The 25,504-nt window shown below is 60.9% G+C and carries 27 protein-coding genes and 1 tRNA gene; 12 read left to right on the top strand and 16 right to left on the bottom strand.

All coding sequences use genetic code 11. The annotated features are described in order from the left end of the window. Positions 1–19: 19 nt before the first annotated feature. From H6866_01195 to H6866_01170, 6 genes are all read right to left on the bottom strand, one after another. Positions 20–685 (bottom strand): hypothetical protein, encoded by a 666-nt coding sequence (locus H6866_01195; protein ID USO07871.1) that lies wholly within the window; start codon positions 683–685, stop codon positions 20–22. Further along, complete coding sequence (locus H6866_01190) at positions 682–1,323, bottom strand: hypothetical protein (protein USO07870.1); 642 nt, start codon at positions 1,321–1,323, stop codon at positions 682–684. Before H6866_01190 ends, H6866_01195 begins: the two co-directional genes overlap by 4 nt. A 41-nt stretch (positions 1,324–1,364) precedes the next feature. Further along, complete coding sequence (locus H6866_01185; protein ID USO07869.1) at positions 1,365–2,045, bottom strand: methyltransferase; 681 nt, start codon at positions 2,043–2,045, stop codon at positions 1,365–1,367. Between the two features lie 2 nt (positions 2,046–2,047). Further along, the gene (gene murA / locus H6866_01180) at positions 2,048–3,448 is read right to left on the bottom strand and encodes a UDP-N-acetylglucosamine 1-carboxyvinyltransferase (protein USO07868.1); all 1,401 of its coding nucleotides are present in this window, start codon (positions 3,446–3,448) and stop codon (positions 2,048–2,050) included. Beyond that, entirely contained in the window at positions 3,366–3,944 is a 579-nt protein-coding gene (locus H6866_01175) for a dCTP deaminase (protein ID USO07867.1), read from the bottom strand. Before H6866_01175 ends, murA begins: the two co-directional genes overlap by 83 nt. 88 nt (positions 3,945–4,032) lie before the next feature. Beyond that, entirely contained in the window at positions 4,033–4,221 is a 189-nt protein-coding gene (locus H6866_01170) for a hypothetical protein (protein ID USO07866.1), read from the bottom strand. Positions 4,222–4,284: 63 nt separating this feature from the next. Here H6866_01170 and H6866_01165 point away from each other — a divergent pair. Beyond that, a tRNA-Thr gene (locus tag H6866_01165) sits at positions 4,285–4,359 on the top strand. A 21-nt stretch (positions 4,360–4,380) separates the two neighbouring features. Here H6866_01165 and H6866_01160 read toward each other — a convergent pair. From H6866_01160 to H6866_01140, 5 genes are read right to left on the bottom strand one after another with little or no spacing between them, the layout of a single operon-like run. Beyond that, the gene (locus tag H6866_01160; protein ID USO07865.1) at positions 4,381–5,781 is read right to left on the bottom strand and encodes a hypothetical protein; all 1,401 of its coding nucleotides are present in this window, start codon (positions 5,779–5,781) and stop codon (positions 4,381–4,383) included. A 55-nt stretch (positions 5,782–5,836) separates the two neighbouring features. Further along, on the bottom strand, positions 5,837–6,655 hold the full coding sequence (locus H6866_01155; protein USO07864.1) for an amino acid ABC transporter substrate-binding protein: 819 nt from the start codon (positions 6,653–6,655) through the stop codon (positions 5,837–5,839). Positions 6,656–6,664: 9 nt separating this feature from the next. Then, positions 6,665–7,648: a TlpA family protein disulfide reductase gene (locus tag H6866_01150; GenBank protein ID USO07863.1), complete on the bottom strand. Its 984-nt coding sequence runs from the start codon at positions 7,646–7,648 to the stop codon at positions 6,665–6,667. Next, entirely contained in the window at positions 7,633–9,564 is a 1,932-nt protein-coding gene (gene ccsA / locus H6866_01145; protein USO07862.1) for a cytochrome c biogenesis protein CcsA, read from the bottom strand. The genes H6866_01150 and ccsA overlap by 16 nt, the downstream gene beginning before the upstream one ends. Continuing rightward, positions 9,557–10,657, bottom strand: coding sequence for a cytochrome c biogenesis protein ResB (locus H6866_01140; GenBank protein ID USO07861.1), 1,101 nt, complete (start codon positions 10,655–10,657; stop codon positions 9,557–9,559). Before H6866_01140 ends, ccsA begins: the two co-directional genes overlap by 8 nt. A gap of 210 nt (positions 10,658–10,867) precedes the next feature. Here H6866_01140 and H6866_01135 point away from each other — a divergent pair, with 210 nt between their 5' ends. Genes H6866_01135 through ccoS form a run of 9 tightly spaced genes read left to right on the top strand, consistent with a single transcriptional unit; the run spans position 10,868 to position 19,079 of the window. Beyond that, positions 10,868–11,575, top strand: a complete 708-nt coding sequence (locus H6866_01135; protein ID USO07860.1) for a sulfite exporter TauE/SafE family protein — start codon at positions 10,868–10,870, stop codon at positions 11,573–11,575. 13 nt (positions 11,576–11,588) lie between these two features. Then, complete coding sequence (ccoN, locus tag H6866_01130; protein USO07859.1) at positions 11,589–13,034, top strand: cytochrome-c oxidase, cbb3-type subunit I; 1,446 nt, start codon at positions 11,589–11,591, stop codon at positions 13,032–13,034. Further along, entirely contained in the window at positions 13,031–13,774 is a 744-nt protein-coding gene (gene ccoO / locus H6866_01125; GenBank protein ID USO07858.1) for a cytochrome-c oxidase, cbb3-type subunit II, read from the top strand. Before ccoN ends, ccoO begins: the two co-directional genes overlap by 4 nt. After that, positions 13,771–13,926 (top strand): cbb3-type cytochrome c oxidase subunit 3, encoded by a 156-nt coding sequence (locus H6866_01120; GenBank protein ID USO07857.1) that lies wholly within the window; start codon positions 13,771–13,773, stop codon positions 13,924–13,926. The genes ccoO and H6866_01120 overlap by 4 nt, the downstream gene beginning before the upstream one ends. A gap of 8 nt (positions 13,927–13,934) precedes the next feature. Continuing rightward, positions 13,935–14,840 (top strand): cytochrome-c oxidase, cbb3-type subunit III, encoded by a 906-nt coding sequence (gene ccoP / locus H6866_01115; GenBank protein ID USO07856.1) that lies wholly within the window; start codon positions 13,935–13,937, stop codon positions 14,838–14,840. Positions 14,841–14,861: 21 nt separating this feature from the next. Beyond that, a complete protein-coding gene (gene ccoG, locus H6866_01110) occupies positions 14,862–16,265 on the top strand; it encodes a cytochrome c oxidase accessory protein CcoG (protein ID USO07855.1) in 1,404 nt (467 codons plus the stop codon). Next, positions 16,262–16,741, top strand: a complete 480-nt coding sequence (locus tag H6866_01105) for a FixH family protein (GenBank protein ID USO07854.1) — start codon at positions 16,262–16,264, stop codon at positions 16,739–16,741. Before ccoG ends, H6866_01105 begins: the two co-directional genes overlap by 4 nt. Further along, complete coding sequence (gene cadA / locus H6866_01100) at positions 16,690–18,909, top strand: cadmium-translocating P-type ATPase (protein ID USO07853.1); 2,220 nt, start codon at positions 16,690–16,692, stop codon at positions 18,907–18,909. The genes H6866_01105 and cadA overlap by 52 nt, the downstream gene beginning before the upstream one ends. After that, complete coding sequence (ccoS, locus tag H6866_01095; protein ID USO07852.1) at positions 18,906–19,079, top strand: cbb3-type cytochrome oxidase assembly protein CcoS; 174 nt, start codon at positions 18,906–18,908, stop codon at positions 19,077–19,079. The genes cadA and ccoS overlap by 4 nt, the downstream gene beginning before the upstream one ends. On the opposite strand, the gene H6866_01090 is transcribed toward ccoS, so the two are convergent. From H6866_01090 to H6866_01070, 5 genes are all read right to left on the bottom strand, one after another. After that, positions 19,076–19,702, bottom strand: a complete 627-nt coding sequence (locus tag H6866_01090; GenBank protein USO07851.1) for a L,D-transpeptidase — start codon at positions 19,700–19,702, stop codon at positions 19,076–19,078. The two genes, ccoS and H6866_01090, sit on opposite strands and share 4 nt — an antisense overlap. A gap of 55 nt (positions 19,703–19,757) precedes the next feature. Continuing rightward, positions 19,758–20,414: a fructose-6-phosphate aldolase gene (fsa, locus tag H6866_01085; GenBank protein ID USO07850.1), complete on the bottom strand. Its 657-nt coding sequence runs from the start codon at positions 20,412–20,414 to the stop codon at positions 19,758–19,760. Between the two features lie 14 nt (positions 20,415–20,428). Beyond that, positions 20,429–20,974, bottom strand: a complete 546-nt coding sequence (locus tag H6866_01080; protein USO07849.1) for a hypothetical protein — start codon at positions 20,972–20,974, stop codon at positions 20,429–20,431. A gap of 78 nt (positions 20,975–21,052) precedes the next feature. Continuing rightward, positions 21,053–22,732 carry an ABC transporter substrate-binding protein gene (locus H6866_01075; GenBank protein ID USO07848.1) on the bottom strand — a complete coding sequence of 560 codons (1,680 nt, stop codon included), beginning with the start codon at positions 22,730–22,732 and terminating at the stop codon, positions 21,053–21,055. Next, positions 22,732–23,733: an adenosine kinase gene (locus H6866_01070; protein ID USO07847.1), complete on the bottom strand. Its 1,002-nt coding sequence runs from the start codon at positions 23,731–23,733 to the stop codon at positions 22,732–22,734. The genes H6866_01075 and H6866_01070 overlap by 1 nt, the downstream gene beginning before the upstream one ends. Before the next feature lie 43 nt (positions 23,734–23,776). Here H6866_01070 and H6866_01065 point away from each other — a divergent pair, with 43 nt between their 5' ends. Together H6866_01065 and H6866_01060 are read left to right on the top strand one after the other, a co-directional pair. Then, positions 23,777–24,367, top strand: coding sequence for a TetR family transcriptional regulator (locus H6866_01065; GenBank protein USO07846.1), 591 nt, complete (start codon positions 23,777–23,779; stop codon positions 24,365–24,367). Between the two features lie 2 nt (positions 24,368–24,369). Then, positions 24,370–25,500: a glutamate 5-kinase gene (locus H6866_01060; protein USO07845.1), complete on the top strand. Its 1,131-nt coding sequence runs from the start codon at positions 24,370–24,372 to the stop codon at positions 25,498–25,500. Positions 25,501–25,504: the final 4 nt, after the last annotated feature.

Here is a 25,504-nt window from a genome sequence, read left to right as displayed (position 1 = left end):
GGCACAAGGGAAGGTCGTTTTATCGGATGGAAGGGGCTTGTTCAGGGCGCAGGCCGAGCGTGCGGAAATAGGCGATGACCCTTGGCGCGGCGGCGGTAATCGCGTCGGTCAGCGGTGTGGCGGGGTCAAACCGCCATTTCGCAGCGTAAAGCGCGTTGTCGAGGCAGTTGTGCATGGCCGCGGCGGGCAGGTCACGGCCCTGGCTTTGCAGGATGCCGAAGGACAGGGTCAGGCCGTCGAGCATCTGGACCAGATACAAAAAACGCGCGTCATTGTCCGCATCCGCCAAAGTTTCTGGTGCTTCGGGTGTGATTTCGTCGGCATGGCTGTGCAGTCGGCGGGCCTCGTGCAGTTCGTCGTGCTGCCACTTGCCGGGCGTATCGAAATAACCTTGGCCGATCAGGGCGCAGTATACGGATTCCGGTATTTCCGCCGGATGACCGTAATAGGGATTGTGATGGAAATGGGCCATATTCACGAGGCTGCGCATATAGGTGATGTAGCCGTAAAGAAAGTTTAAACGCTCGACTTCACCGTCGGGAAGGCTTGGAAGCAGGTAACGTTCTGCCACCAGTTCAAATGTTTCGTGCACGGCAGGGAAATTTTTTTTATTCATGTCGATGGCATTGATGCACAAATCGGCAAGATAGGTTCGCAATATCCCGCTGCTTGATTTTTTGGTCATGACGGCATGGACGGTTTGAGTGTATGCGCCAGTTCCAGCGTGCGCGCGGCGGCAACCCGAATTTCCTGCGCCAGCGGCGTCGTGGAAATCCGTGTCCACGCGGCGGCGGCGCGGGCCGTCGTATCGAATTCGTCAAGTGCGGCACGATCGAGCACATCGGGCGCCTGTTGCATCGTGCTGTGCGCGGTCAGAAGCCCGTCAAGCGTGGCCAGCATGAAGTAATAACGCGCGGGGGTTCGGGCCGTATGAAAGGTACGCGGTTGCTGCGGCGTAAAATCCCTCGTTTCGGCGATCAGGCTTTTGGCCTCGTTCGCGCCAAAATTTTCCCATGCCTCGGTCAATATGTCGGGGCCGCCCAGAAGCGCGCCAAAGACGCCTTCGGGCACGGCGCGGGGCGACGCGTAAAAGCCGGGATGGAATTCGCGCACGAGTTCGGCGTTCAGCCGCAGGCCTTCCACCATATTTCTCAATGCCGCACCGCGTGCTGGTTCGGGGCGCTCGAAATGGCCGGGCGCGATATATTTTTTGCCCATGCGATGAAGAATTTCGGCAACAGCCGGGTATTCGCGGGGCAGCAGGCTCGCCGCCTGCATGGCGCTGGCGGTGAAGTCTTCGGCAAAGCGTTCGGCGGCGGTCATTTGTTTACGTAACAAAAACCATCCAACGGATGCAAATTTTTTTAGCGTTGGGACGGCAGGGTGAGTTCATAAAGGTCGAAAGTGACGGGCTTGATTTCCCGCGATTTCCTGACGCCCAGAACCTTGATCCGATAGCCGTGTTTTTTTGCGAGCGCCAGAAAGCGCGGTATGTCGCCGAAATTGCCGGTGCCGAACAATACGCGCCCGCCCTTGCGCAGATGTTTTTTACAGCCTTTCAGGAACCGGTCAGTGATCCGGTAGCCGGGATCGAACAGGCCGCGCTCAAGGACATTCCGGTATTTGTAGCGATGGGGCGCATACATGAACGGCGTGTTCCAGTAGATGGTGTCGAAGGTTTCCGTTTTTTTCAGGGCAGAAAAGATATTGCTTTCGCGCACCGTCATGTTTTTGAGGCTGTTGCGCCGGGCATTGGTCCGCGCGTTTTTGACGGCATGAGGGTTGATGTCGAGCGCCATCACACTGCGCGCGCCATGGGCGGCCATATAAGCGGCGGTTACGCCCGTGCCGGTGCCGACCTCGAGCACATCCGTGCCTTTTGTGTCCGGCAGCAGCGCATGAAAAATTTTCCAGCCGTTGAAATGCTTGGGCGAGAAAACGTTTTTGTGGACCTCGATCGCAAGTTTTCCGACACGGATAACGTAAGGAAACGCTGTTTTCTGACTGTCGGCCAGAACTTTGAGCGAGGCGGCGTTCTGATCCATTGCTAGCGGATGCGTTCGATTTGCGCGCCGACGGCAGAAAGTTTTTCGACCACGCGTTCATAGCCGCGGTCGAGGTGATAGATGCGGTGGACCAGGGTTTCGCCCTCGGCCACCAGCCCGGCCAGCACCAGCGCGACGGAGGCGCGCAGGTCGGTCGCCATTACCGGCGCGCCGTGCAGTTTGTCGACGCCGCGCACGATCGCGGAATTGCCCTGCACGGAAATGTTCGCCCCCATGCGTGCGAGTTCCGGCACATGCATGAAGCGGTTTTCAAATATGGTTTCGGTGACCAGTCCTGCGCCCTCGCACAAGGTAAGCATGGTCATGAACTGGGCCTGCAGATCGGTCGGGAAGGCGGGATAGGGTTCGGTCATGATGTCGACGCCCTTGATGCGTTGCCCCGCGGGTTTGGAGACGATCATGTCCGCGCCGTCCTGGGCGAAGGTCACACCCGCGGTTTCAAGTAGGCCGATCAGCGCGTTGAGCGTTTCGGGACGCGCGTTTTTCAAGCGCAGTTCGCCGCCGCACAGCGCGACCGCGATCATGAAGGTGCCGGTTTCGATGCGGTCGGCGATGACGTCATGCGTGGCGCCGTTCAAGGCCTTGCGCCCACGCACGACCAGCCGCGCGGTGCCGATGCCGTCGATTTCGGCGCCCATCTTGACCAGACATTCAGCCAGATCGGTGACTTCGGGTTCCATCGCGGCGTTGGCGATGACCGTTTCGCCTTCAACCAGCGCGGCGGCCATCATGATGTTTTCGGTGCCGGTGACGGTGACCTTGGGGAACAGGATTTTCGCGGGCTTCAGACCGCCGGGGGCGGAGGCGACGATATACCCGTCCTCCAGCTTTATTGTCGCGCCCATTTCCTCCAGCGCCTTGATGTGCAGGTCGACGGGGCGGGTGCCGATGGCGCAACCGCCGGGCAGCGACACGCGCGCATGGCCGGTGCGGGCCAGCAGCGGCCCGAGCACGAGGATCGAGGCGCGCATTTTGCGCACCAGATCGTACGGCGCGATTGTGTTGTCGATGGATTCACCCTGAAGGTGCAGGGTGGCCTTGCCGTCATCGACCTCGACGCGGACGCCGAGATGTTCGAGCAGGTCGGCCATGGTCTGGATGTCGCGCAGGCCCAGCGGCATGTTGGTGAAGGTGATGGGTTCGCGCGTCAACAGGCTGGCACACATCAGCGGCAGGGCCGCGTTCTTGGCGCCCGACACCGCGATTTCGCCGTGCAGCGCGCGGCCGCCGAGGATGCGGATTTTCTCCAGCCCGTCCTGCGCCGCGGCTTCGCCGTCCGACGTGTTGTCGTTCGTGACCTTAAGCTGCTTCGCTTTCGTCGCGTTTGAGGCGGGGGAGGGTGACACCCCTTTGGCCCATGTATTTTCCAGCTCTTGCGGCATAAGTGACCTCACAGGCGCTATCGCCCTTTAGAAATAAAAACTGTGCGATGCCTTCGCCCGCGTAGACTTTCGCGGGCAGGGGCGTGGTGTTCGAGATTTCCAGCGTGACCTGGCCCTCCCATCCCGGTTCGAGCGGCGTGACGTTGACGATCAGGCCGCAGCGCGCATAGGTGGATTTGCCAAGGCAGACCACCAGCACGTCGTCGGGGATTTTGAAATATTCCTTGGTCTGCGCGAGCACGAAGGAATTGGGCGGGATGACGCAGACATCGCCCTCGAACTTCACGAAGGCCTTTTGATCGAAGGCCTTGGGATCGACGATCGAGTTATAGACGTTGGTGAAGATCATGAATTCATGATCGAGCCGCGCGTCATAGCCGTAGGAGGACAGGCCATAGGAAATAATGCCGTTGCCGTTCTGCTTTTCGGCAAACGGCGCGATCATCTGGCTTTCGGTCGCCTGCTGGCGAATCCAGTGGTCGGGCATGATGGACATAAGGTTTTCCCCTAACGTTTCGGCAAGGTCCTGATGGATAACCCGTAAGGCCTCCGAAATTCAACAAAAATGCGCCTTCGGCCCCGGATCATCCACGGGTTTTGTCGGGCGTTTCGCCGGTTTTTCGCGCCCGTTCGCGGCTTTGCGCCTTGCGCCGGGCCAGATTGGCCCGGAGCGCGTCGGCGCGAGCAAGGTCCTTCGTGTCCCGTTCGTGCGTTTCCTGACGCTCTTTGCGATCGGCGCTTTTACCATCGTTGTGATCATCGTTGTGGTTCATGGCATTTTTTATGATGACAGTGTGTCAGGAATTAGGTAGTTTCGCCCCGCTTTGGGTATACACGCTGCTGTAGCTCAGTGGTAGAGCGCGTCATTGGTAATGACGAGGTCGGGAGTTCAATCCTCCCCAGCAGCACCAGTTCTTTCTTGTGAATCAAAATCATATTTTAAGCGTCGGGCGCAGTGCGCGGGCGAGGGTTTCCAGTTGCGTGAAATCCTGAAGTTTTCCGGCAAGGCGTTGTAACTGGCCGGAAAAGCTGCCATGGGTGGCCGTGTATTGCGTGCGCCGGGCCATGGTTTCCAGAAAGGGCAGAGATTGGTAATCGTCGTTTTGCACGGCGATCCTGATTTCGTGGGCTTGCGTGCGTTCCATCACATGGGCATAGGCCTGAATCGCGGTCGCGATTGTGTCCGCGACGTCGTCCATCGCGGCGCCAAGATACGGGTCGTCCGTTTCCGGCGTCATATCCAGTGCGAAGCCGGATTGTGTGCCGGTATACGGCAGGCTGCGGACGCGCAGATGACCGTCGTCGATCATCCGTTCGAGTTTCTGCAGCGGCTCTTCCATCCGCGCCGGGGGTAGGCCGGAGCCGTGCAGCAGGTGTTCAAAGGCCTCGTTCGCCAGTTCGAGTTCGAAGGCCTTGTCCTCCATCTTTTCCTGTAACACCGCGTGCAGGCCCGCGCGCAAATGGGTTTCCGTCAAACCGGCGCGGTGCATCAGGGCGCGGTCGTAATAGGTGGATTCCCATGTCAGGCAGCGTTGGGCCAGCCGGTTTTTCGCCGTATCGGTGCGGGAAAGGGCGGTGAACAGGTTTCGCCATGTTTCCGGCACGTCCATGATGTCGAGGAAATGACCATTATCCTCGAACGCGATTGCTTCGGCGATGAGGGGAAGCTTATCCAGCGGGAACAGGTAGGGTATGTCCAGCCCCGCTTCCGGAAATTGCAGCAGGGGCGTACCCGCAAGTCTGGTCCGGGATTGCGGGGTGAGGTGCGCGCCTACCTGTGCAAGAGTCTTTGCATAATCTGAAAGGAGCCGGGTCATCAGCGCGTGAATCTTTTCCTGTGATCCCAGCGTATCCAGTTGCTTTTCGATTTGTCGGGCTGCCCCTTCGGGAGAGGCGTAATTCTGTGCGGTGGCATAGGCCAGGGTGTGGGCGCGCATCATGGCAATGATCGGTGCAAGATCGTCTTTATATTTAAGAAGATGCGCGAGTTGTCTAACCTCGCCTCTTAACGCGTGGACAGCGTCGCGATAGATGCTGCGCAGGGTTTTTTGTGTGTATTTTGGCAGGTCGTCGAGTGTGGCTTTTCCCACCGGCAGGAAGTAACGAGGTTCAAAAAAATACTCGCCGTCGAAGGGGGACATGATCCCGGATGCCGCGTATTCAAACAGGCTGAAATAATCGTCGAGATGGGCAGGGTCGAGGCGGTCGGCCAGTGTTGCCGCGACATTGTCCGAGAGGATGGCGCGCACTGCGTTGTAACGGTCAAAGACGGCGTTGGCGGCGGCCGAAGCCACCCCTTTGAGAAATCCGCGCCGGTCGGTCGTTATGTCCATAACGCGGGCAGCTTACAAAGCTGTTTTATTTATGTAAACAAAAATTCAGGATATGTTACCGCGCGGCGGGCCGGGGGTTGCGCAGGAACAGATGCTCGACCCCGTAGCGTTCGAGGATACGGTCCAGCGTGCCATCAAGCTCCAGCAACGTGAACGCACCGTCGATCATTTCCTTCAGGCGCGGTTCGTCCGGCGGCAGCAGCATGGTGGCAGGCAGGATCGAGACCGCCTGATCAGGGAACAGCACCCGCAATTTGCCCGGGTTCATCTTGTCGTAGGCCATGAAGGAGGTGATGTCATCGACCATGAAATCGACCTTGCCGCTGAGCACGCTTTCGACCAGATCACCGTGCGTCGCGCTTTCGGGCATGTTCAGCCGTCGGGTTTTGGGAAACATATTGTCGACAACGTGATTGGTGGCGCCACCGTCGACTTCGGGCGTGATCAAAGCCGGGTCGTTGAGATCGGTCAGAGTTTTAAAGGGGCGTTTTTCATCGGCACGCACCCAGACGACCAGCGGGGTATATAGTTGCGGTGCGTTGGTCGATACCAGCTTGATGCGTGTAGGGTTAAGCCAATAGCCCGCGCAGGCCATATCGACCCGGCCAGTTTGCAGACTTTCGACCACGGTGCCCCAGCCGAGTTCCTCAGTCCATTCGATTTTCAGGTCCAGACGTTTGCCCGCTTCCTCCATCAGGTCGTGGAAGATGCCCTTGATCTCGCCAGTGTTCGGCTCGACAAAGGTCAGCGGGTTCCACAGCGAATAGCCGCAGTGAATGGTGCCGCTTTTCATGATGCGGTCATAAATCGCATCGTCTTTTGCAAAGGCTGGAATGCTGAAGAACAGACAAAGCAGAAAGACAAGCGTGCGCATCGGGATGCCTTAGGGCGTTGTAATTTTTTCGGTGGCGGATGTGCCGGCTTTAGTGGCCGCGTCCTTCGCCTTTTCGATTACCTTTTCCACCGCTTCGGGTTTTTTGGACTCGGTTTTGGCGGGTTCAGCTTTTGTAGTTTCGGCTTTTGCTGGCGCTTCCTGCGTTCCCGCTTCCGTTTTGGGTGCCTGTGTTTTTACAGAGGCTTTTACGGGCGCGGGCTCGGCGGGGGCGGGTTTGGCAATGGGGGCGGGTTTGGCAATCGGCGTTTTGTCCGAAGCCGTGGGTTGTGGCGCGGCGGGCGCGGGTTTCGCGATTTTATTCAGGATCGCCGACACGTCGTCGCCGGTCCAGTCGGCGGGGCCTACGATCTTGCGGCGGATTTTGAAATCGGGGTCGACGATATAGGTTTCGGGGAAGGACACGGTCTGGAACAAATCCTTGGAAATGGCCTGTTGCGGGTCCAGCGCGATGACCACGTTGGGCAGTTTTACATCGTCTTTGGCCTGGCCTTTCAGGCCGTCGAGGAATTTGTCGACCGCGGTCTTGTCGGTGTCGGTCGATACCGCAAACAGCACCAGATCATCCGGGTGCCGCGCCGCGAGTTCGAGCAGGTCGGGGAATTCGGTGCGGCAGGGCGCACACCAGCTGGCCCAGAAATTCAGGATGATGGTCTTGCCTCGGTAATCGGCCAGCGCGCGAGGGCGCCCCGTCAGGTCGCCGACGGAAAAGCCGGGCACGTCGACCAGTTTGGTCGTGGCGTCGATGTCGGTTTCATGGTGGGTCTTGTCGTCCTTGACTGGTGCAGCCTCGGGCGCGGCGGCTTCCGTTGTTCCCGTTTCCGTTGGTTCCGTTTTTGGGGAAGCGCCTTCAGCGGCGGTGCTTTGCGTGGTGTCGGCCTGTGTGACGACAACAGGTTTGCGTGTGCGGTCATAGACCGAAAAGGCGATTGCGGCGGTGACGACCAGGGCGATCAGGATCAGTTTGAAACGCATGATGCAGACTCGCTTTCCTTTTCTTTTTCCTTTTTCGCGGCGCGCCACCACAGGGCGGCGATCAGCGCCGTGTCACCCGCAATGAACTCGACCAGCGTGCGCGCGGCGGAGTCCGTGAACCCGTATGAATGCAGGCCAACGTTCAACAGGTTAACGCCAAACCATGACAATGCAACCACGATTCCCAGCGCGGCAAGACCGGCGGTAAAGGCCCGTGTTCCCATGGTGGCGCCGATGCGTCCGTGCAGCACCCATGTCAGCCATAATACGATCAGCAACGCGCCGTTTTCCTTTGGGTCCCAGCCCCAGAACCGGCCCCATGACTGGTCGGCCCAGATGCCGCCAAGCACGGTGCCGACCGCGGAAAAGGCCAGCGCCACCAGCGCGGTGGTGTGCAGGGTGCGGAACGCGCCTTCGCGCAGTTTTATCAGGCGGGGGAGCGCTTCTGCGGCCAGCGAGACATGCGCCTGCATCGCGGTCAGCAGGCAGAACGCATAACCGCCGGTGATGCACAGGACATGGGTCGCCAGCCAGAAATGGGTGTTGAGCACGGCGGTCAGGGAAACCATGTTGTCGCCATCCTGATCGTGCGCGAAGCCGACGAGTTGCAGGAACAGGCCCAGCCCCGCGCCGAGCGCGAGCCAGCCCATGCGGCGCGTGCGCCAAAACTGGAACAACGTATAGGCGCCGGTGACGAACCCCACGAAAAGCACCGATTCGTACAGAGTGCTGACCGGCGGGCGGCCGAGGATCAGCATTCGCATCAACAGGCCCAACCCATGCAGCCCCAGAGCCGCAAGGAACGCCAGCGGCGCGGCGCGTGCGATCCATGGACGTTCCCACAGCGCGGCGAATCCAATCAGCGCGAGGGTGAGCGCGTAAAGTGCCGCGACCATGAAAAACGGGTTGAAGGTGACATAGGCGTTTTCAAGCGCAAGGGTCGCGCGGTCGATGCGCGCGGGGTCAAGGTGGCGCATTTGCGTGCGGATATCCTTGATCGTGCTGTCCCATGCCTTCGTGCCGCCCGTGCCGTAGGCCCGGACCAGCGCGCGCCAGTCGGCGAAAAGCGTAACCGTCTGCGGCCCGCCTTTGCCGTCGATCAACAGCGCCCACGGCGTGCGCCAGGCATCGTTCGCGACCGGAATGACGCGCAGGGCCGTGCTGCCGCCCGCATCGCGGCGGATGCGGTCGAGGGTGAAAATAAACCACGCGTTTTTCTGTTCGGCGTCGGTGTAGCGTTTGACGTCCTCGCCCTTTTTGCGCAGCGTCACCTTGACCTGCTTTTCCACGGGTTCGCGGAAGGGCAGGGCGTCGAGATAGGTGACCGGCCCTTTCAGGGTCACGGAATCCGGCATCGCGACCGAGATCGGCATGAACAGCGTCAGGCTGGCCAACAGATCGGCGAGATCGGCAACTTTGCCGCCCAGCGCCAGCAGTTCCGTCTGGGCGGGGGTGCGGCGTTCGGGGACGATATTTTGCGCCGCCTGATAAACGGCGCGGTGCGCGTCCATCGCGGCGGCGAGTTCGGCATAGGTGTAAAGATGGCTGGCGCGGCGTTCGAGGCCGAGCAGGGCAAGCAGGTCGGGGTTCGCGACCTTGATCGCCGGACGGGCGGATGCGCGCGCGGGATTGAAAAGCGTATCCACCAGCCATGGCAGGGCCCCGTCGCGCGTGCCGGCGAAATAGGCGCGCCAGTAATCGGCAAAGGCATCCATCGGTTTGATGCGTCCGTCGTGCATCACCGGGATTTTGCCGAAGGCGGTCAGGTCAAGCGTGGGCACGGGCGTGTCCGCCGACGCGAGTGCAGGCGCGGGCGTGTCCGCCGACGCGAGTGCAGGCGCGGGCGTGTCCGCCGACGCGAGCGCGGGTAGAACGGCGGTCAGCAGCATGGCGAGCGTGAGGAGGATTTTACGCATTCGCCGCCCCGGTTTTTTTGTTTTTGCGCGCGCGCATGATCAAATGCAACACCAGCCCGACACAGACCGTGATGCCGGAAAGGTATGGGAAGGCGCGGCCCGCATTGCGGACAACAGCCAGCACCGAAACATCGCCGTTCGGCGTTTCAAGGTATGAGGATTGGTAAAGCGTATAGCCGCGATAGCGCAGCGGCTGGTTCATGCTGATGTCGCTTTCCCATTGCGCCTTGCCGTCCGTAATGCGCACGCGCGAGCGGTAGGCGCGGGCAAGCTGGGTGCCGGGATGCAGGTCGCGTTCAAAGTCGAGCAGGGTGACGGAAAAAGGCAGCGGGTTTTCGCGGCGGCGCAGGGCAAGGCGATAGGTTTTTCCGTCAGATGCCCTGAATTCCGGTGTTTTCGGCAGGTCTTCGATTAAAATGTATTTCTGCCCCGCCGGTTCGACGTATACGGTCGTGCCGGCGATGTTTTCTTCGTCCGAGGCGCGGGGGCGGTCGGGGACCAGCCGCATCGCGGCCGCCATGCCCTCGAACCCCGCGCTGTCGCCGGTGCGTTTTTCGACCGCGCAGTTGCGGCAGGCATCAAGGATTTTCAGGCTGAAGGGCAGGTTGGACAAATTCAGCGATTCGCCGCCCTTAAGGTCGTCATGCGCGAAGGCGTATAAAACCTGCCCCTGGTCATCGGTGACCAGCAGGTCGCGTTCGTGGTAATCGGTCATCGTGGCGCGGATCTGGCCGGGGGGCAGGGTGACGTAGCCTTCGACACTGAACAGGGCGGTCATCAGCCCGCCGACCAGTAAAAGCATGACCCCGATATGGATGGTGATGACACCTGATTTTTCCAACGACCACGGGCTTTTAAACAAAAGATTGAATGTAAGGTTTAAGAAGATGATTGCCAACAATATGGGCAATCCGGGCAGCGGTAACGGACCAAGCCAGACCAGGGGCGAGGAAAAGAAAATCCGGGTCGCGTCGTAAAGCCCGATATATTTCTGGGCCACCGTGCCCGCGATCAGATAGGCCATCAGCACCGGCATGACCACATGCAGGAGGCGTGGCGAGGCGAGCAGGGTTTTCAGACGGGCCAGCGACATCGGGTGCGTTACTCAGTTATATATGCGCGGTTGTTTAGGGATGGACCTTGCGGGATGGGCACTATACCATGGCGTCGTGCGATGCAAGATGCGCGGGGGGATAATTCCTGTAGAAAACAAATTTGTTTGTTAAGTCAGGTATTTGATTTTCGTCAATTCCCTGTATGCCTTATATCGCCAAAATGAGTACGTTAAAATTTTGACCTTTTCATGTTCGGACAATGTCTCACGCAGATCACTACGCAATACGGGCTGGCAGGAAGTCTTTTCCTGGCGGGTCTGTTTGGCGGATTCACGCACTGCGTCGGGATGTGCGCGCCCTTTGTGCTGGCGCAGACGCACGATGGGCCGTCGATTCGCAAGATCGGGTCGGGGCTGCTGTTGCCGTATCATCTGGGGCGCTTGACAACCTATACGCTGATGGCTGTCGCGCTCAACGCCACACTGGGGCTGGCTTTCATTTATTCGCCGCTGCGGCTTCTGGTCACCGTGCCGATGCTGCTTGCCGCCGCCGTATTCTTTCTGGTTGCCGCCTTTCCGCAAATGGCCGCGATGTTTCCGTGGTCGGCGCGGGTGCCGCTGCAATCCCTGCTTGGGAAGGTGAGCGCGCTGGGGCAACGATTCGTGAAGCGGCAGGATGTGCCGGGGCGTTACATGCTGGGCGTGATTTTGGGGTTTATGCCGTGCGGCATGGTGACGGGCGCGCTTCTGGCCGCTGCCGCCGCGCCGACGCCGTTGGCGGCGGGCGCGGGCATGGCGGCTTTTGCCGCCGGGACCATGCCGGCCTTGATGATACTGGGGCTTGGCGGGCGCGGGCTTCAGGTGCGGTTTCCTATTGCCATGGCCCGGATCACCCGCGGGGCGATGGCGTTGAGTTCTCTTCTTCTTTTTATTCTTGCAGGCATGATGATTTTCTAACCAGGACGCAGAAATGACATCCAACACAGCAACCAACACTACTGATTACAACTACGACATCGTGCGAATGTTCACGGTCGCGACGATCTTCTGGGGGGTCATCGGCTTTACGGTCGGGGTCCTGATCGCGGCGCAGCTGGCCTTCCCGCACCTGAACTTCGAGCCTTACCTGAATTTCGGGCGGCTGCGCCCGTTGCACACCTCGGCGGTGATCTTCGCCTTCGGCGGCAACGCGCTGCTGGGGACCAGCTATTACGTCGTGCAGCGCACCTGTGGCGTGCGGCTGTGGAACGACGCGCTGGCCAAGTTCACTTTCTGGGGCTACCAGATATTCATCGTTCTGGCGGCCAGCGGCTATGTCATGGGTATCACCCAGGGCAAGGAATACGCCGAACCGGAATGGTACACCGATCTGTGGCTTACGGTCGTGTGGGTTGCCTATCTGCTTGAGTACATGATGACCATCGTGCACCGGAAGGAGCCGCATTTGTACGTGGCCAACTGGTTCTATCTGGCCTTCATCGTCACGGTCGCGGTGCTGCACCTGGGCAACAACCTGAGCATTCCGGTCAGCCTCCTCGGCACCAAGAGCTATACGGTGTTCGCGGGCGTGCAAAGCGCGATGACCCAGTGGTGGTACGGGCACAACGCTGTCGGCTTCTTCCTGACCGCCGGCTTCCTTGGCATGATGTATTATTTCGTGCCGAAACAGGCGGGGCGTCCGGTTTATTCCTACCGGCTGTCGATCGTGCACTTCTGGTCGCTGATCTTCATCTATATCTGGGCCGGTCCGCACCACCTGCATTACACGGCGTTGCCGATGTGGGCGCAGGCGCTGGGCATGACCTTCTCGATCATGCTGTGGATGCCGAGCTGGGGCGGTATGATCAACGGGATCATGACCCTGTCGGGCGCATGGAACAAGCTGCGCGAGGACCCGGTCTTGCAGTTCATGATCGTCGCGCTGGCCTTTTACGGCATGAGCACCTTTGAAGGGCCGCTGATGTCCATCCGCACGGTCAACTCGCTTTCACACTATACCGACTGGACCATCGGGCACGTGCATTCGGGCGCACTGGGCTGGGTCGGCTTCATCACCTTCGGCGCGCTGTATTATCTCGTGCCGCGGCTGTGGGGGCGTGAACGCCTGTATTCGACCAAGCTGGTCAGCGTCCACCTGTGGGTCGCGAGCATCGGCATCGTGTTCTACATCACCGCGATGTGGGTCTCCGGCATCATGCAGGGCCTGATGTGGCGGTCGTACAACGCCATGGGCTTCCTCGAATATTCTTTCGTCGAAACCGTGATGGCGATGAAACCCTTCTACATCATCCGTTTGCTGGGCGGGGTCCTGTACCTGAGCGGCGCGCTGGTGATGGTCTATAACTTCTGGCGTACCGTGCGCGGCGACGTCAGCGGCAAGGAAAACAATCTTCAAATCCAAGGGATCGCAGCATGAGCTGGTTTAATAAACACGAAAGTCTTGAACGCAATTCCCTGCTGCTTCTGGGTGCGATTCTTGTAACCGTCCTTGTCGGCGGGATCGTCGAGATCATTCCTTTGTTCCGGATGCAGACGGTGATCGAGCCGGTTGATGGGATGCGTCCCTATACGCCGCTGGAGCTTGCCGGGTACGACATCTATATCCGCGAAGGGTGCTATAACTGCCATTCGCAGCAGATCCGTCCGCTGCGGGACGAAGTCGTGCGTTACGGCCACTATTCACTGGCGGCCGAAAGCATGTACGACCATCCGTTCCAATGGGGTTCGAAACGCACCGGGCCGGATCTTGCCCGCGTCGGCGGTAAATATTCCGACGACTGGCAGGTCGCGCACCTGAAAGATCCGCGCGCCGTTGTTCCGGAATCGATCATGCCGACCTATGCCTTCCTGATGAAGCGTGCGGCAAAGCTGGACGATATCGGGGCGCACCTGAAAACGCTGCGCATAACCGGCGTGCCGTATACGGATGCGGAGATCGAAAACGCCACGAACGATGCCTATGCCCAAGCGCAAGGCAGCGGGCATGACGATGCCAGCGGTCTGCAATCGCGTTATGGCGACAAGGTCAACGTGCGTGATTTCGACGGTCAGCCTGAGTTGACCTCGGAGATGGACGCTCTTGTCGCCTATCTTCAGGTGTTGGGCACCATGGTCGATTTTAACGCGACCAAGGACGTCGAGAAGGGGGCGCAATGAGCCGCCTTTTCGCCAATGCCGACATTGGTTTATACGGACTACTTTTCTTTTTCACGATCTTTTGCGGTGTGGTGATCTGGACGTTCCGGCCCGGCGCCCGCAATGAGTACGATAAAATGGCCAAGCTGCCGCTTGAGGAGAATGAACGGTGAGCAACGACATGCACAATAAAAAAGAAATCGACCATGCCACAGGGGTCGAAACGACTGGCCACGAATGGGACGGTCTTAAGGAACTGAACAATCCGCTGCCACGTTGGTGGGTGTGGGTGTTCATCGTTTGCTGCGTATGGGCAGTCTGCTACTGGGTGGTATTCCCGTCCTGGCCGATTCCCGGCGGTGCCACCAAGGGCATCGAGGGGTATACCCAGGCCAAAGAGCTTGCGGAATCGCAACAGCAGATCACCGCGCGGCAGGAAGCCTATATGGCGGAATTCAAAAACGCATCGCTTCAGGACATCATGAAAAACCAGAAGCTGTATGAGTTCGCGATCGCCGGCGGCGGTTCGGCGTTCCGTCAGAATTGCGCGGTGTGTCACGGCACGGGTGCCGAGGGCGGGCCGGGCTTTCCCAACCTGAACGACGACGATTGGCTGTGGGGTGGTACGCTGGCCGACATCCAGCAGACGATCACCCATGGGATTCGTTCCAATGATCCGGATGCGCGCGTTTCGCAGATGCCGGCCTTCGGTAAGGATGGACTCCTGCAAAAAGAGGAAATCGAAGCCGTGGTCGGTTACGTTATGACCCTGTCCGGCGGGCCGCATGAAGCGGACTACGCCAAGGGCAAAGACGTGTTCGAGGCGAACTGCACAGCGTGCCACGGGCCGGACGGCAAGGGGATGCGCGATATGGGTTCGGCCAACCTGACCGACAAGATCTGGCTGTATGGCGGCGATCGCCAGACCATCTACCAGACCGTCTATAACGGTCGCGGCGGCGTGATGCCGGCATGGGGCGAGCGCCTTGATCCTGAAACGATCAAGGAACTGACGATCTATGTGCACCAGCTTGGCGGCGGCGAAGCCGATGCCGGGCAGGCTGCGGACGCGCCTGCAGCCCAGTAACCTTTATTCGAGTATCGAGTCTTGTTAGAGAGTTTCGCCAAGCAGCAGAAGGTCTATCCCAAAAGCATCTGGGGCCGGTTCCGGCGCCTGAAGTGGGCGGTGTTGGCTTTGCTGCTTGGTCTTTATTATCTGGCCCCTTTTGTCCGCTGGGACCGCGGGCCCAACGCCCCCGGTCAGGCGATCCTGATCGATATGCCGCATCGCCGCGCTTATTGGTTCTGGATCGAGATCTGGCCGCAGGAAGTGTATATCCTGACCGGTATCCTGATCGTTTCGGCGGTCGCGCTATTCTTCGTGACCAGCCTGTTCGGGCGGGTGTGGTGCGGTTATCTGTGCCCGCAGACCGTTTGGACCGACCTGTATATCTGGGTCGAAAAGCAGATTCAGGGCGACCGCAACGCGCGCATGCGTCTGCAGGAAGGGCCGTGGACGTTTGAGCGTATCTTCAAGACAGGGCTTACGCACCTGATCTGGCTGTTGATCGCCCTCATGACCGGCGGCGCCTTCGTGCTGTATTTTACCGACGCGCCGACGCTTGTGCAGAACATGCTGCATTTCGATGTGTCGACGACGACCCTCGGTTTTATTCTCGGTCTGACCTTCAGCACTTATCTGATGGCGGGTTTCGCGCGCGAGCAGGTGTGCACCTATATGTGCCCCTATGCCCGGTTCCAATCGGCGATGTTCGACAAGGATACGTTGATCATCGGTTACGACGCCAAGCGCGGCGAACCGCGCGGCAGCTTTAAGAAAGGCGCCAGCTGGGAAGGGCGCGGGCATTGCATCGATTGTACCCAGTGCGTGCAGGTGTGTCCGATGGGCATCGACATCCGCAACGGGTTGCAGATGGAATGTATCGCCTGCGGGCTTTGCATCGACGCGTGCGACAACATCATGGACAAAATGAATTTGCCGCGCGGGCTGATCCGGTACGACACCCAGCACAGTATGGACACGGCGGCGGCCACCGGCCAGCCGGCAAAGGGTTTCCATCTGTGGCGGATGCGCACGCTGTATTACACGCTTATTCTGGCGGTTGTGTGTGGGCTTATCCTTTCGGCGCTGGTTTTGCGCAGCCCGTTGGACCTGCATGTTCTGCATGACCGTAACCCCAGGTTTGTCCAGCTTTCTAGCGGAGAAATCCGTAACGGGTACGAGATCAAGATCCTTAATAAAACGCATGCGGACCGCGTGTACTCGATCGGCGTATCCGGGCTTGAGAATGCGCAGATTTCGGTCAACGCGACCGAGGGCGCAGGGGCCGACCACCTGAACGTTCCCGCAGACAGTGTAGGGAATTTCCGCGTTTCCGTCAGTTCGGACGTCAAGCCGGGGCCGGCACGTAAAATTACCTTCCATCTTGAGGATCAAACGCATACGCTGCAGATCGATAAAGACAGCATGTTCGTATCCGAAAGAGAATGACGTTGGCCGAAGCCGCTTCTCATAAACCTATCGATCGCTGGATTCCGTGGATGTTCGTCGCCTTCTTCGCGGTGATCATCGCGGTGAATGCGGTTTTCGCCTATTACGCGATCCACACCAATACCGGGGAAGTCGACAAACATTCCTATGAGGACGGTTTGGCCTTCAACAAGACGCTGGCCGAGGCGCGGTCGCAGCCCCGGATCGTCGAAACCGCGTCGTTCGACGGCGGTGTCCTGCGCTGGCAATTGCATGAAACCGACGGAACGCCGATCGAAAACGCCACGGTCAGCGCCCGGATCATCCGTCCGGTGGCGGAGGGTAACGATTTCATGGTCGATCTGGTGTCTGCGGGCGGCGGTGTTTACACCGCGCGGCTGACGCTGCCCCAGCAGGGGCTTTGGGAAGCGAAACTGGACGGCCGATGGAAGAACAACAAGGAATACCGCAAGAGCTTCCGCTTCGTGGCGCAGTAGGTCCGGTTTCCGGCGCGGAGGCGTTCGAGGCCGTGGCGCGCACGCATGACGGCGTGCATCACGACATGTCGCTGGGCGTTGATGGCGTGCATTGCGCCGGGTGCATCCGCACCATCGAAACGGGTCTGAGCAAGCTTCCCTACATCACCAAGGCGCGGCTGAATTTCACCACGCATCGGCTTGCCGTTTCGTGGGAGGGGCCGGCGGCGCTGGCCAATGACATCGCGGCCACGGTCACCGGGCTTGGGTATGACGTCCACCCGGCATCCGCCGCGCCGGACGACGACGCGGCGCGGGCGGAAGAACGTTTTATCCTTCTGTGCATGGGCATCGCCGGGTTCGCGGCGGGCAACATCATGCTTTTTTCGGTCAGCGTTTGGTCGAGCAGCGAGATGGTCATGGGCGTGGCGACGCAGCGATTCATGGAATTGCTGTCGGCGGCGATCGGCGTGCCCGCCGTACTGTTTTCGGGGCGGCCTTTCTTTCGTTCCGCGCTCAAGGCCCTGCGCGCCGGGCGCACCAACATGGACGTGCCGATCAGCATCGGGCTTGCGCTGGTCACGGGGATGAGTTTATTCGCCGCGCTGCGTGGCGGAACGCACACGTATTTCGATTCCGCGACCATGCTGATGTTCTTTTTGCTGATCGGGCGGTATTTCGATTTGCGCGCACGACGCCAGGCGCGGGCAAGCGCGCTTAACCTTTTGGACGCGCTCAGCGGTTTTGCGGGCGTGGTGGAGGGCGAGCGCATCCGCCGCATTCCCGCCGCCAGCGTCGTCGAAGGCATGCGCGTGCGGGTCGCGGCGGGCGAGAAATTTCCGGTCGACGGTGAAATCGAAAGCGGCGAAACCAGCATCGACACCGCGCTGATTACCGGCGAAAGCACGCCGCGCGCGGGGGGTGCCGGCGATGCGGTGTATGCGGGCACGCTCAACATATCCGCGCCCGTTACCGTGCGGGTGACGCGGCGGGCGCAGGACACGCTGCTTTCCGACATCGCGCGATTGATGGAGCAGGCGGGGCAGGGGCAGGCACGATATGTGCGGCTGGCCGACCGGGTGGCACGCGCCTATACGCCGGTGGTGCATACGCTGGCGGCGCTGGCCTTTGCCGGGTGGTTTTTCATCGGGGGCATGGCGTGGCAGGATGCGTTGATGATCGCGGTCACGGTGCTGATCATCACCTGTCCTTGCGCGCTGGGGCTGGCCGTGCCGGTGGTACAGGTGATCGCGACGGGGCAATTGTTTCGGGGCGGGATTCTGGTGAAATCGGGCGATGCGCTGGAGCGGATCGCAAGCATCGACACGTTGATGCTGGACAAGACGGGCACGCTGACGCTTGGGCGTCCGGCGCTGGCGGGGGCATATGCCGAAAACGACCTGCAAGTGGCGGCGTCGCTGGCCGCGCACAGCCGCCACCCGTTTTCACGCGCGATCGCAGCGGCCTACGCTGGCGCGCTTGTCGATGTTGCCGAGGTGCAGGAGCACCCGGGGCAAGGCGTGTCTGGTCGCGTCGGCGCACACGCGGTGCGACTGGGCAGCCGGGCGTGGTGCGGGGACGCGCAGGCACCGACGGGGGACGGTCCCGAAGTCTGGCTGGCACAAGAAGGGCGCGCGCCTGTGCGTCTTGCGCTGGAAGACCGGCTGCGCGACGATGCGGGCGCGGTTTTGGATAAATTCCGCGCAGCGGGCATCCGCATCGTCATGGCGACGGGGGATCGGGATGCCCCCGCGCAAGCGGTGGCACAGGCCTGCGGCATCACCGAGGTTTATGCCGAGATGACGCCACCCGGAAAATACGCGTTGCTGGAGCGTTTACGCGATGAAGGGCGGCGCGTGCTGATGGTCGGCGATGGGCTGAACGACGCGCCGGTGCTGGCCGGGGCGCAGGTGTCGATGGCGCCGGGCAGCGCGCTGGACATGGCGCAGAAAGCATCGGATATCGTGTTCATGGGCGATTTGTTCGCGCCGGTGTATACCGCGTACCGCACGGGTGCGCGCGCGCAACGTCTGGTGTGGGAGAATTTCATGCTGGCGGGGTTGTATAACGCGATCGCGATACCGCTGGCGTTTATGGGATTGGTGACGCCGTTCGTCGCGGCAATCGCGATGTCGGCGTCGTCTGTGGCGGTGATTGTCAATTCCTTCCGGTTGAGGTGGCGGGCATGAGTATTCTTTTATTTCTGATACCGATCGCGCTGGGGCTTGGGTTTTTGTGGCTCGGCGTTTTTGTCTGGAGTTTACGTTCCGGGCAGTACGACGATCTTGAAGGCGCGGCGCACCGCATTCTGCTGGATGATGACGGGCCGGACCCGCGCATGGCCAAGAAGAAGGATTAGCGCATTCCCGTGGGGCCGTAATAGAGGCCGGGCATGCGCTGTTGTGTTTGTCCACGCACGTGCACGATGCTGATGCCGACGGGGACAAGGGTGGAGAGTTCTACCGCGTCTTGATTAAGCATCCGGATGCAGCCATGCGACACGGATTTACCGATCGAGGACGGGTCGTTGGTGCCATGGATGCGGTAAAGGTCGTCCTTGCCGGCCAGCGTTTGCAGATACATCGCAACCGCGCCGAGCGGGTTGCCCGGTCCGCCCGCGATTTTTTCGGGCAGGTTTTGTTTTATGCGCATTTCCTCGGTCGGGTACCAGTCCGGCCAGTCGGCCTTGCGGTAGATACGGTAATCGCCCGCGGGCATCCGGTCGCCCTGCCGCCCCACGGCGATGGCATAGGCGCGCACGCGGCCGGGACCGATCACCAGATACAGGCGGTGCGCATGGGGGTCGATGATGACGTCGCCGGCCTGAGCCGCTGCGGTGTTGAAGGCAAGGTTGGCGGGCGACGGAACGCAATAGCGTCCATCCGGGCTTTGGCAGGCGGCAGATGCAGGCGCGGCGGTAAAAGTGGCGGTCAGGAAAGCAAGCGGCGCAAACGCGCGGCGCAGGGATTTAAACACAGTCATGCCCGGTTGTTTGCCGTAAAAAGTGCGGGCCTGTCCAGAAAAAACTGTGACGCGTTTAAAGGATCGTCTGGCCGGTTTTTTTCCAGTCCTCGACAAAGCCCGCCAGTCCCTTGTCGGTCAGCGGGTGTTTGTAAAGCTGGCGGATGATCGCGGGTGGAATGGTCGAAACGTCGGCACCCATTTTTGCGGCCATCAAGACATGTTGCGGATGGCGGATGGAGGCCGCGAGAATTTCTGTCCTGAAATCGGGGTAGTTGTCGTAGATCTGGCGGATGTCGGCGATCAGCAGCATCCCGTCCTGTCCGATATCGTCAAGGCGCCCGACGAAGGGCGAGATGAAGGCCGCGCCCGCCTTGGCGGCCAGCAGGGCCTGCACGCCGGAAAAGCACAAGGTGACGTTGACCATCACGCCGTCGCCGGAAAGGATTTTGCAGACTTTCAACCCGGCCTCGGTCAGCGGCACCTTGACCGCGACGTTCTTGGCGATGGCGGCGAGTTTGCGGCCTTCCTTGAGCATGGTTTCAAAGTCGGTCGATGCGACCTCGGCCGAAACGGGGCCGTCGACGACGCCGCATATCTCCTCGATCAGCGGCAGGAAGGGTTTGCCCGCCTTCATGATCAGCGAGGGATTGGTGGTAACGCCGTCGAGCATGCCGGTTGCTGCCAGCTCGCGGATTTCGGCGATATCGCCCGTATCGACAAAGAACTTCATTTCAGATGCGTTTCCTAGTGGTTGAAATTGTCGTTCTGTGTGCTGTCATAGCTTTGCTGGCTTGCGTCCCAGCCGTAAGGGTGGCCCAGAATCGTGTCGACGAAATTGGCTGCGGCGGCCTTGGCCGTCACGGGTTTCACGTAGTCGACGCGATCCCAGCCCTTGGATTTCATGCAGCCGTCGAAATCCTGAAAATCGGTGTATTCGGTATGAAGCGGGCCGTCGCGGGTGGGCGAAACCCAGCCCGCGCGCATCCCGTTCGACATGGCGATGGTCGATGGCGGTTCGGCCTTGCGGATCGAACCCAGACGCACCAGTTCACGCACTTCGGCGACGCAGGCGGCAAGGTCCATGTTCAGTTGTTGTTGCGCCTTGGGGCCGGTCAGGTACTGGGCCGAAACGGAGTCGGCACGTTGCCAGTAATCGGCGCGTTCGCGCACGGCCTTTTGTTCGGCCAGAGTGGCTTTGCTCCATCCGCCGGCGGTGCTGGTGGTGGAAGATGCCGGCGCGCAACCCGCAAGCAGGATGACGGTCAGGGCCGGAAGCAGCAGACGTTTCATGGCGCAATACTTTCAATCGCGATTGTTTTCGAGGGGTGACTGTAGCAATCCGGCGGGGTTCTGACAACTGGTGCGCTATTACTGTTTCCACCATGTTTCGAGCACCTGACCGTAAAGCGGGGTTTGGGCCGGGTGGTGCAGGTCGGGCCAATAGGCCCAATCGTCCTTGCCGATGGTGAAAAGCGGGATGAACAGGCGCGCGGCCATGACGTCGCGGTCCAGCGCGCGGGCGGATTTGACCAGATCCGCGCGTGTAAGCGCGGCGGCCACGGCGGCGGCGTCGTGGTCGATCGCGGGATCGCAGACACCGGAAAAGTTTTTCGAGCCTTCGTTTTTGGCGGCATCGCAGGACCAATAGATCATCTGTTCGCTGCCGGGGGAGAGCGTGTTGATCCAGTAATGCAGCACCACGTCATAATCGAAATTGGCCAGCGCGCCCGCGAATTGCGCGGCGTCCAGCGTGCGCACGCGGGCGTCGACGCCCAGTTTGCGCAGGCCGGAAGTCAGGGCGAGGGCGGTTTTCTCATCCTGCGCCGATGCCAGCAATATCTGGAAGGTCAAAGGTTTGCCGTCCTTTTCCCGGCGGCCCTTTTTTACCGTCCAGCCCGCAGCGTCGAGCAGCGCGTCGGCGCGTTTGAGGCGCTCGCGCCGCGATTCCGGCGGCGAAGGTTTCGCGCCCGCAAGGTCGGTGTTGGGGAAGATGCTGGTAATGCGTCTGGCCGCGCCGCGATACAGCGTTTCATTGACGAAATCGGCATCGAAGGCCAGTTGCAATGCCTCGCGCACGCGGATGTCGTCGAACGGCTTGCGGCGCAGGTTGAAAATGAAGCCGCGCACCCATTCGGGGCGGCCGTGGGGTGTTTCTTCAAGCACGATGCCTTTGGGCACGTCCTTGTATGCGGTTTGCCATCTGGCCGTGTCGAATTCGCGGCGCACGTCGACATCGTGGGCCTTGAACGCCTCAAGCGCGACGCCGTCGTCGCGGTAATAGTCATAGACCAGCCGGTCGAAATTATTGTGGCCGACGCGGGTGATGTTGCGCGCGGCCCAGTCGTCGCGCACGCGTTCGTATTCGATTTTCCGGCCCGGCACGACGTTGAGAATGCGATACGGGCCGGAGCCGACGGGGATGCGGAACGTGGTGGCGTTGAAATCGCGCCCTTTCCAGTCGTGTTCGGGAAGGACCGGCATCATCGCCAGAATCATCACGGTTTCACGGTCGCGTCCGGGGCCGAGATCGAAACGGATCTCGCGCGGGCCTTTTACGGTTACTTTATCGACCAGCCCATAGACGCGGCGCATGTTCGGGCGGCCGTATTGCTTGAGCATGTCGAAAGAGAATTTGACGTCCCCGGCCGTGATCTGGGTGCCGTCGGTGAATTTCGCGCGCGGGTCGAGGACAAAGGTGATCGCGGACCGGTCGTCGGGCACGATGATTTTTTGCGCGATCAGGCCATAGAGTGTGAAGGGTTCATCCCAGACGCGGGCGGCCAGCCGGTCATAGACGTAATCCAGCCCCTGCGCCGGTTTGCCCTTGAGGGTAAAGGGGTTGAGCGTATCGAACGTGCCCGCGACGGACTGGGTCAAGGTGCCGCCCTTGGGCGCGTCGGGATTGGCGTAATCGAGATGCGTGGCGGCGGCGGAATATTTCGGCTGGCCGTGCATGGCGATGGCGTGATTGCCTGCATTGTCGTCTGCGTGAGCCGCAAACGGCGCAAACAGCGCGACAAACAGGATAAGGGCTATCGCCCGCAGCATCAGGCCGCCTGCGGCAACATGCGCGCGGCCAGTTCGGCCAGCGGGGTTTCGGGGCGGGGACCGACATGGGCGATGACCTCGGACGCGGCAAGGCAGCCGAGCTGGCCGCAATGATACAGGTCGCGCCCGCGCGCGAGGCCGAACAAAAAGCCTGCCGCGAACTGGTCGCCCGCGCCGGTGGTGTCGATAACGCGATCGACCGGGAAGGCCGGGATCTCCAGCGTTTCGCCGCCGTTCAGGATGACGCAGCCTTTTTCTGAACGGGTTACCGCAATCACCCGGCAATGCGGACGCACGGATTCCAGCGCGTGGTCGAGCGAGGTGGATTGATACAGCGCGAGGATTTCCGCCTCGTTCGCGAATAGGATGTCGACGTCGTTTTCGATCAGACGCTGAAAATCGGCGCGGTGGCGTTCGACGCAGAAACTGTCGGACAGGGTCAGGGCGACGTCGGCGCCGCGCTCATGCGCGACGCGGCTGGCCTTGCGATAGGCGGATTTGGCGGTATCGCGGTCAAACAGATAGCCTTCGAGGTAGATGATCTTGCTGTCGGCGATGACGTTTTCGTCGACGTCGGCCTCGGAAAACTCGACGCCTGCGCCCAGATAGGTGTTCATCGAACGCTGGGCGTCCGGGGTGATGACGATCAGGCAGCGGCCGGTTTCAGGCCCGCCCTTGAGCGGATTGCAGAAAAATTCGGTGCCGCCCGCGCGCAGGTCGTGGGCGAAAATGCGCCCAAGCTGGTCGTCCGCGACCTTGCCCATGAAGGCGCCGCGCCCGCCAAGCGAGGCGAAGCCGGCCATGGTGTTGCCGGCCGACCCGCCCGAAACCTCGCGCCCCGGCGCCATGGCGGCGTACAGGGCCTTGGCGCGTTCCTCGTCGATCAGGTTCATTGCGCCTTTGACGATTCCATATTCCGATAAAAATTCATCGCTGCCATGGGCCAGCACGTCGACCAGTGCGTTGCCAAGGCCTGTGAGTTCGTATTTTTTGGTGGTCATCGGTGCAATTCCCTTGTTTTTACGGGTATGGTATAGACGCGATATGGCATCGAAAAGACAAAAAAAGACTCAAGTTCGGGGGCGCGATGCGCGCACGGACGTGATCGACGCCGCGCTGCGGCTTGCCGCCTTGCGTGCGTGGGATCGGGTGACGCTGGCCGACATCGCCGAAGAAGCGGGGATTTCGTTGGCCGCGTTGGCGCAGATGTTTACCTGCCGCGAGGATATCGTCACCGCCTATGCGCGGCGCGTCGATGCGGACGCGCTGAGTGGGATTTCGGGCGAGGGCAGCGAGCGCGATCGGCTATTCGACGCGGTGATGCAGCGGCTGGAGCGTTTGAACCGGGATCGCGCGGCGGTCGTGTCGATCCTGCACGGGGCGATGACCGATCCGCGCCTGGCGGTGGTGACATTGCCGCATATCGCGCGCTCGATGCTGTGGATGCTTGAAGCCTGCGGGATCGAAACGCAAGGCATGAAGGGTGCGGCTCGCATCGCGGGGTTGAGCGCCGTGTATCTTTGGACGCTGCGGACATGGCGCGGGGATGAGAGCGCCGACCTTGGCAAGACCATGGCGACGCTGGACGGTGCCTTGGCGCGGGCGGAGTCGTTGGCCGGGATGGTCGGGTTGTAGTCATGCTGTCCGCCTATAAGCGCATCGTTATCAAGGTCGGTTCGGCGCTGCTGGTCGATCAGCGGGCGGGGCGGCTGAAATCTGAATGGCTGGCATCGCTGGTTGCCGATATTTCGCGGCTGAAGGACGCCGGGGTCGAGGTCGCTGTCGTGTCGTCGGGCGCGATCGCGTTGGGCCGAACAATTCTGAAACTGCCTTCCGGGGTTTTGAGCCTTGAGCAAAGCCAGGCCTCGGCCGCCGTCGGGCAGATCGCGCTGGCCCGCGCATGGAGCGAGGCATTGGCCGTGCACAAGCATGTCGCGGCGCAGGTGCTGGTAACGCCGGGCGATACCGAGGCGCGGCGGCGTTACCTGAATGCACAGGCGACCATGTTTACCCTGCTGGGCATGGGTGCGGTTCCGGTGATCAACGAAAACGACACGGTGGCCACAGCCGAAATCCGGTACGGCGACAACGACCGGCTGGCCGCACGGGTGGCCAGCATGATCGAGGCGGATTGCGTGGTGCTGCTTTCGGACGTCGATGGGCTGTATACCGCAAACCCGGCGCAGGACAAGGCGGCGCGGCATATTGCCGTGGTCGAAAAAATCACGCCGCAGATCGAGGGTATGGCGGGCGGCGCGGCATCGGAATTTTCACGCGGCGGCATGAAAACCAAGGTCGAAGCCGCGAAAATCGCGACCGGGGCGGGCGCGGCGCTGATCATCGCGAACGGGCATGTGCGCCACCCGCTTTACGCCATGAATGCCGCGGGGAACGCCGCGGGCGGGCGGTATACGCTGTTCAAGCCGGCGCTGACGCCGCTTGCGGCGCGCAAGCGCTGGATCGCCGGGGCGATGGCGCCAGCGGGTGCGTTGAGCGTCGACGATGGCGCGCTGCTGGCGTTGATTTCGGGTAAAAGCCTGTTGCCCGCGGGGGTGGTCGCGGTCAGTGGCGCATTTTCACATGGCGACGTGGTTTCGGTGCTGAACGCGGCGGGGCAGGAAATCGCGCGCGGGCTGGTCGGGTACGATGCCGCCGATGCGCGGCGCGTGGCTGGTTTGAAATCGGCGGATATCGCGGCGGTCCTTGGCGGGCCTGCGCGGACCGAGATGATCCACCGCAACGATCTGGTGATGACGCATGACGCTTGAAGAC

Source organism: Rhodospirillales bacterium, from assembly GCA_023898805.1.
Taxonomy (GTDB): domain Bacteria; phylum Pseudomonadota; class Alphaproteobacteria; order Micavibrionales; family UBA1664; genus UBA6145.
The sequence above is the reverse complement of the archived record's forward strand: the minus strand, read 5'-3'. Positions and strand labels throughout refer to the sequence as shown.

Bases quoted from the DNA above. Each gene is read 5' to 3' on its own strand.
- H6866_01195 (USO07871.1), bottom strand. From the start codon at position 685: ATGACCAAAAAATCAAGCAGCGGGATATTGCGAACCTATCTTGCCGAT.
- H6866_01190 (USO07870.1), bottom strand. From the start codon at position 1,323: ATGACCGCCGCCGAACGCTTTGCCGAAGACTTCACCGCCAGCGCCATG.
- H6866_01185 (USO07869.1), bottom strand. From the start codon at position 2,045: ATGGATCAGAACGCCGCCTCGCTCAAAGTTCTGGCCGACAGTCAGAAA.
- murA (USO07868.1), bottom strand. From the start codon at position 3,448: ATGCCGCAAGAGCTGGAAAATACATGGGCCAAAGGGGTGTCACCCTCC.
- H6866_01175 (USO07867.1), bottom strand. From the start codon at position 3,944: ATGTCCATCATGCCCGACCACTGGATTCGCCAGCAGGCGACCGAAAGC.
- H6866_01170 (USO07866.1), bottom strand. From the start codon at position 4,221: ATGAACCACAACGATGATCACAACGATGGTAAAAGCGCCGATCGCAAA.
- H6866_01160 (USO07865.1), bottom strand. From the start codon at position 5,781: ATGGACATAACGACCGACCGGCGCGGATTTCTCAAAGGGGTGGCTTCG.
- H6866_01155 (USO07864.1), bottom strand. From the start codon at position 6,655: ATGCGCACGCTTGTCTTTCTGCTTTGTCTGTTCTTCAGCATTCCAGCC.
- H6866_01150 (USO07863.1), bottom strand. From the start codon at position 7,648: ATGCGTTTCAAACTGATCCTGATCGCCCTGGTCGTCACCGCCGCAATC.
- ccsA (USO07862.1), bottom strand. From the start codon at position 9,564: ATGCGTAAAATCCTCCTCACGCTCGCCATGCTGCTGACCGCCGTTCTA.
- H6866_01140 (USO07861.1), bottom strand. From the start codon at position 10,657: ATGTCGCTGGCCCGTCTGAAAACCCTGCTCGCCTCGCCACGCCTCCTG.
- H6866_01135 (USO07860.1), top strand. From the start codon at position 10,868: ATGTTCGGACAATGTCTCACGCAGATCACTACGCAATACGGGCTGGCA.
- ccoN (USO07859.1), top strand. From the start codon at position 11,589: ATGACATCCAACACAGCAACCAACACTACTGATTACAACTACGACATC.
- ccoO (USO07858.1), top strand. From the start codon at position 13,031: ATGAGCTGGTTTAATAAACACGAAAGTCTTGAACGCAATTCCCTGCTG.
- H6866_01120 (USO07857.1), top strand. From the start codon at position 13,771: ATGAGCCGCCTTTTCGCCAATGCCGACATTGGTTTATACGGACTACTT.
- ccoP (USO07856.1), top strand. From the start codon at position 13,935: ATGCACAATAAAAAAGAAATCGACCATGCCACAGGGGTCGAAACGACT.
- H6866_01105 (USO07854.1), top strand. From the start codon at position 16,262: ATGACGTTGGCCGAAGCCGCTTCTCATAAACCTATCGATCGCTGGATT.
- cadA (USO07853.1), top strand. From the start codon at position 16,690: ATGGAAGAACAACAAGGAATACCGCAAGAGCTTCCGCTTCGTGGCGCA.
- ccoS (USO07852.1), top strand. From the start codon at position 18,906: ATGAGTATTCTTTTATTTCTGATACCGATCGCGCTGGGGCTTGGGTTT.
- H6866_01090 (USO07851.1), bottom strand. From the start codon at position 19,702: ATGACTGTGTTTAAATCCCTGCGCCGCGCGTTTGCGCCGCTTGCTTTC.
- fsa (USO07850.1), bottom strand. From the start codon at position 20,414: ATGAAGTTCTTTGTCGATACGGGCGATATCGCCGAAATCCGCGAGCTG.
- H6866_01080 (USO07849.1), bottom strand. From the start codon at position 20,974: ATGAAACGTCTGCTGCTTCCGGCCCTGACCGTCATCCTGCTTGCGGGT.
- H6866_01075 (USO07848.1), bottom strand. From the start codon at position 22,732: ATGCTGCGGGCGATAGCCCTTATCCTGTTTGTCGCGCTGTTTGCGCCG.
- H6866_01070 (USO07847.1), bottom strand. From the start codon at position 23,733: ATGACCACCAAAAAATACGAACTCACAGGCCTTGGCAACGCACTGGTC.
- H6866_01065 (USO07846.1), top strand. From the start codon at position 23,777: ATGGCATCGAAAAGACAAAAAAAGACTCAAGTTCGGGGGCGCGATGCG.
- H6866_01060 (USO07845.1), top strand. From the start codon at position 24,370: ATGCTGTCCGCCTATAAGCGCATCGTTATCAAGGTCGGTTCGGCGCTG.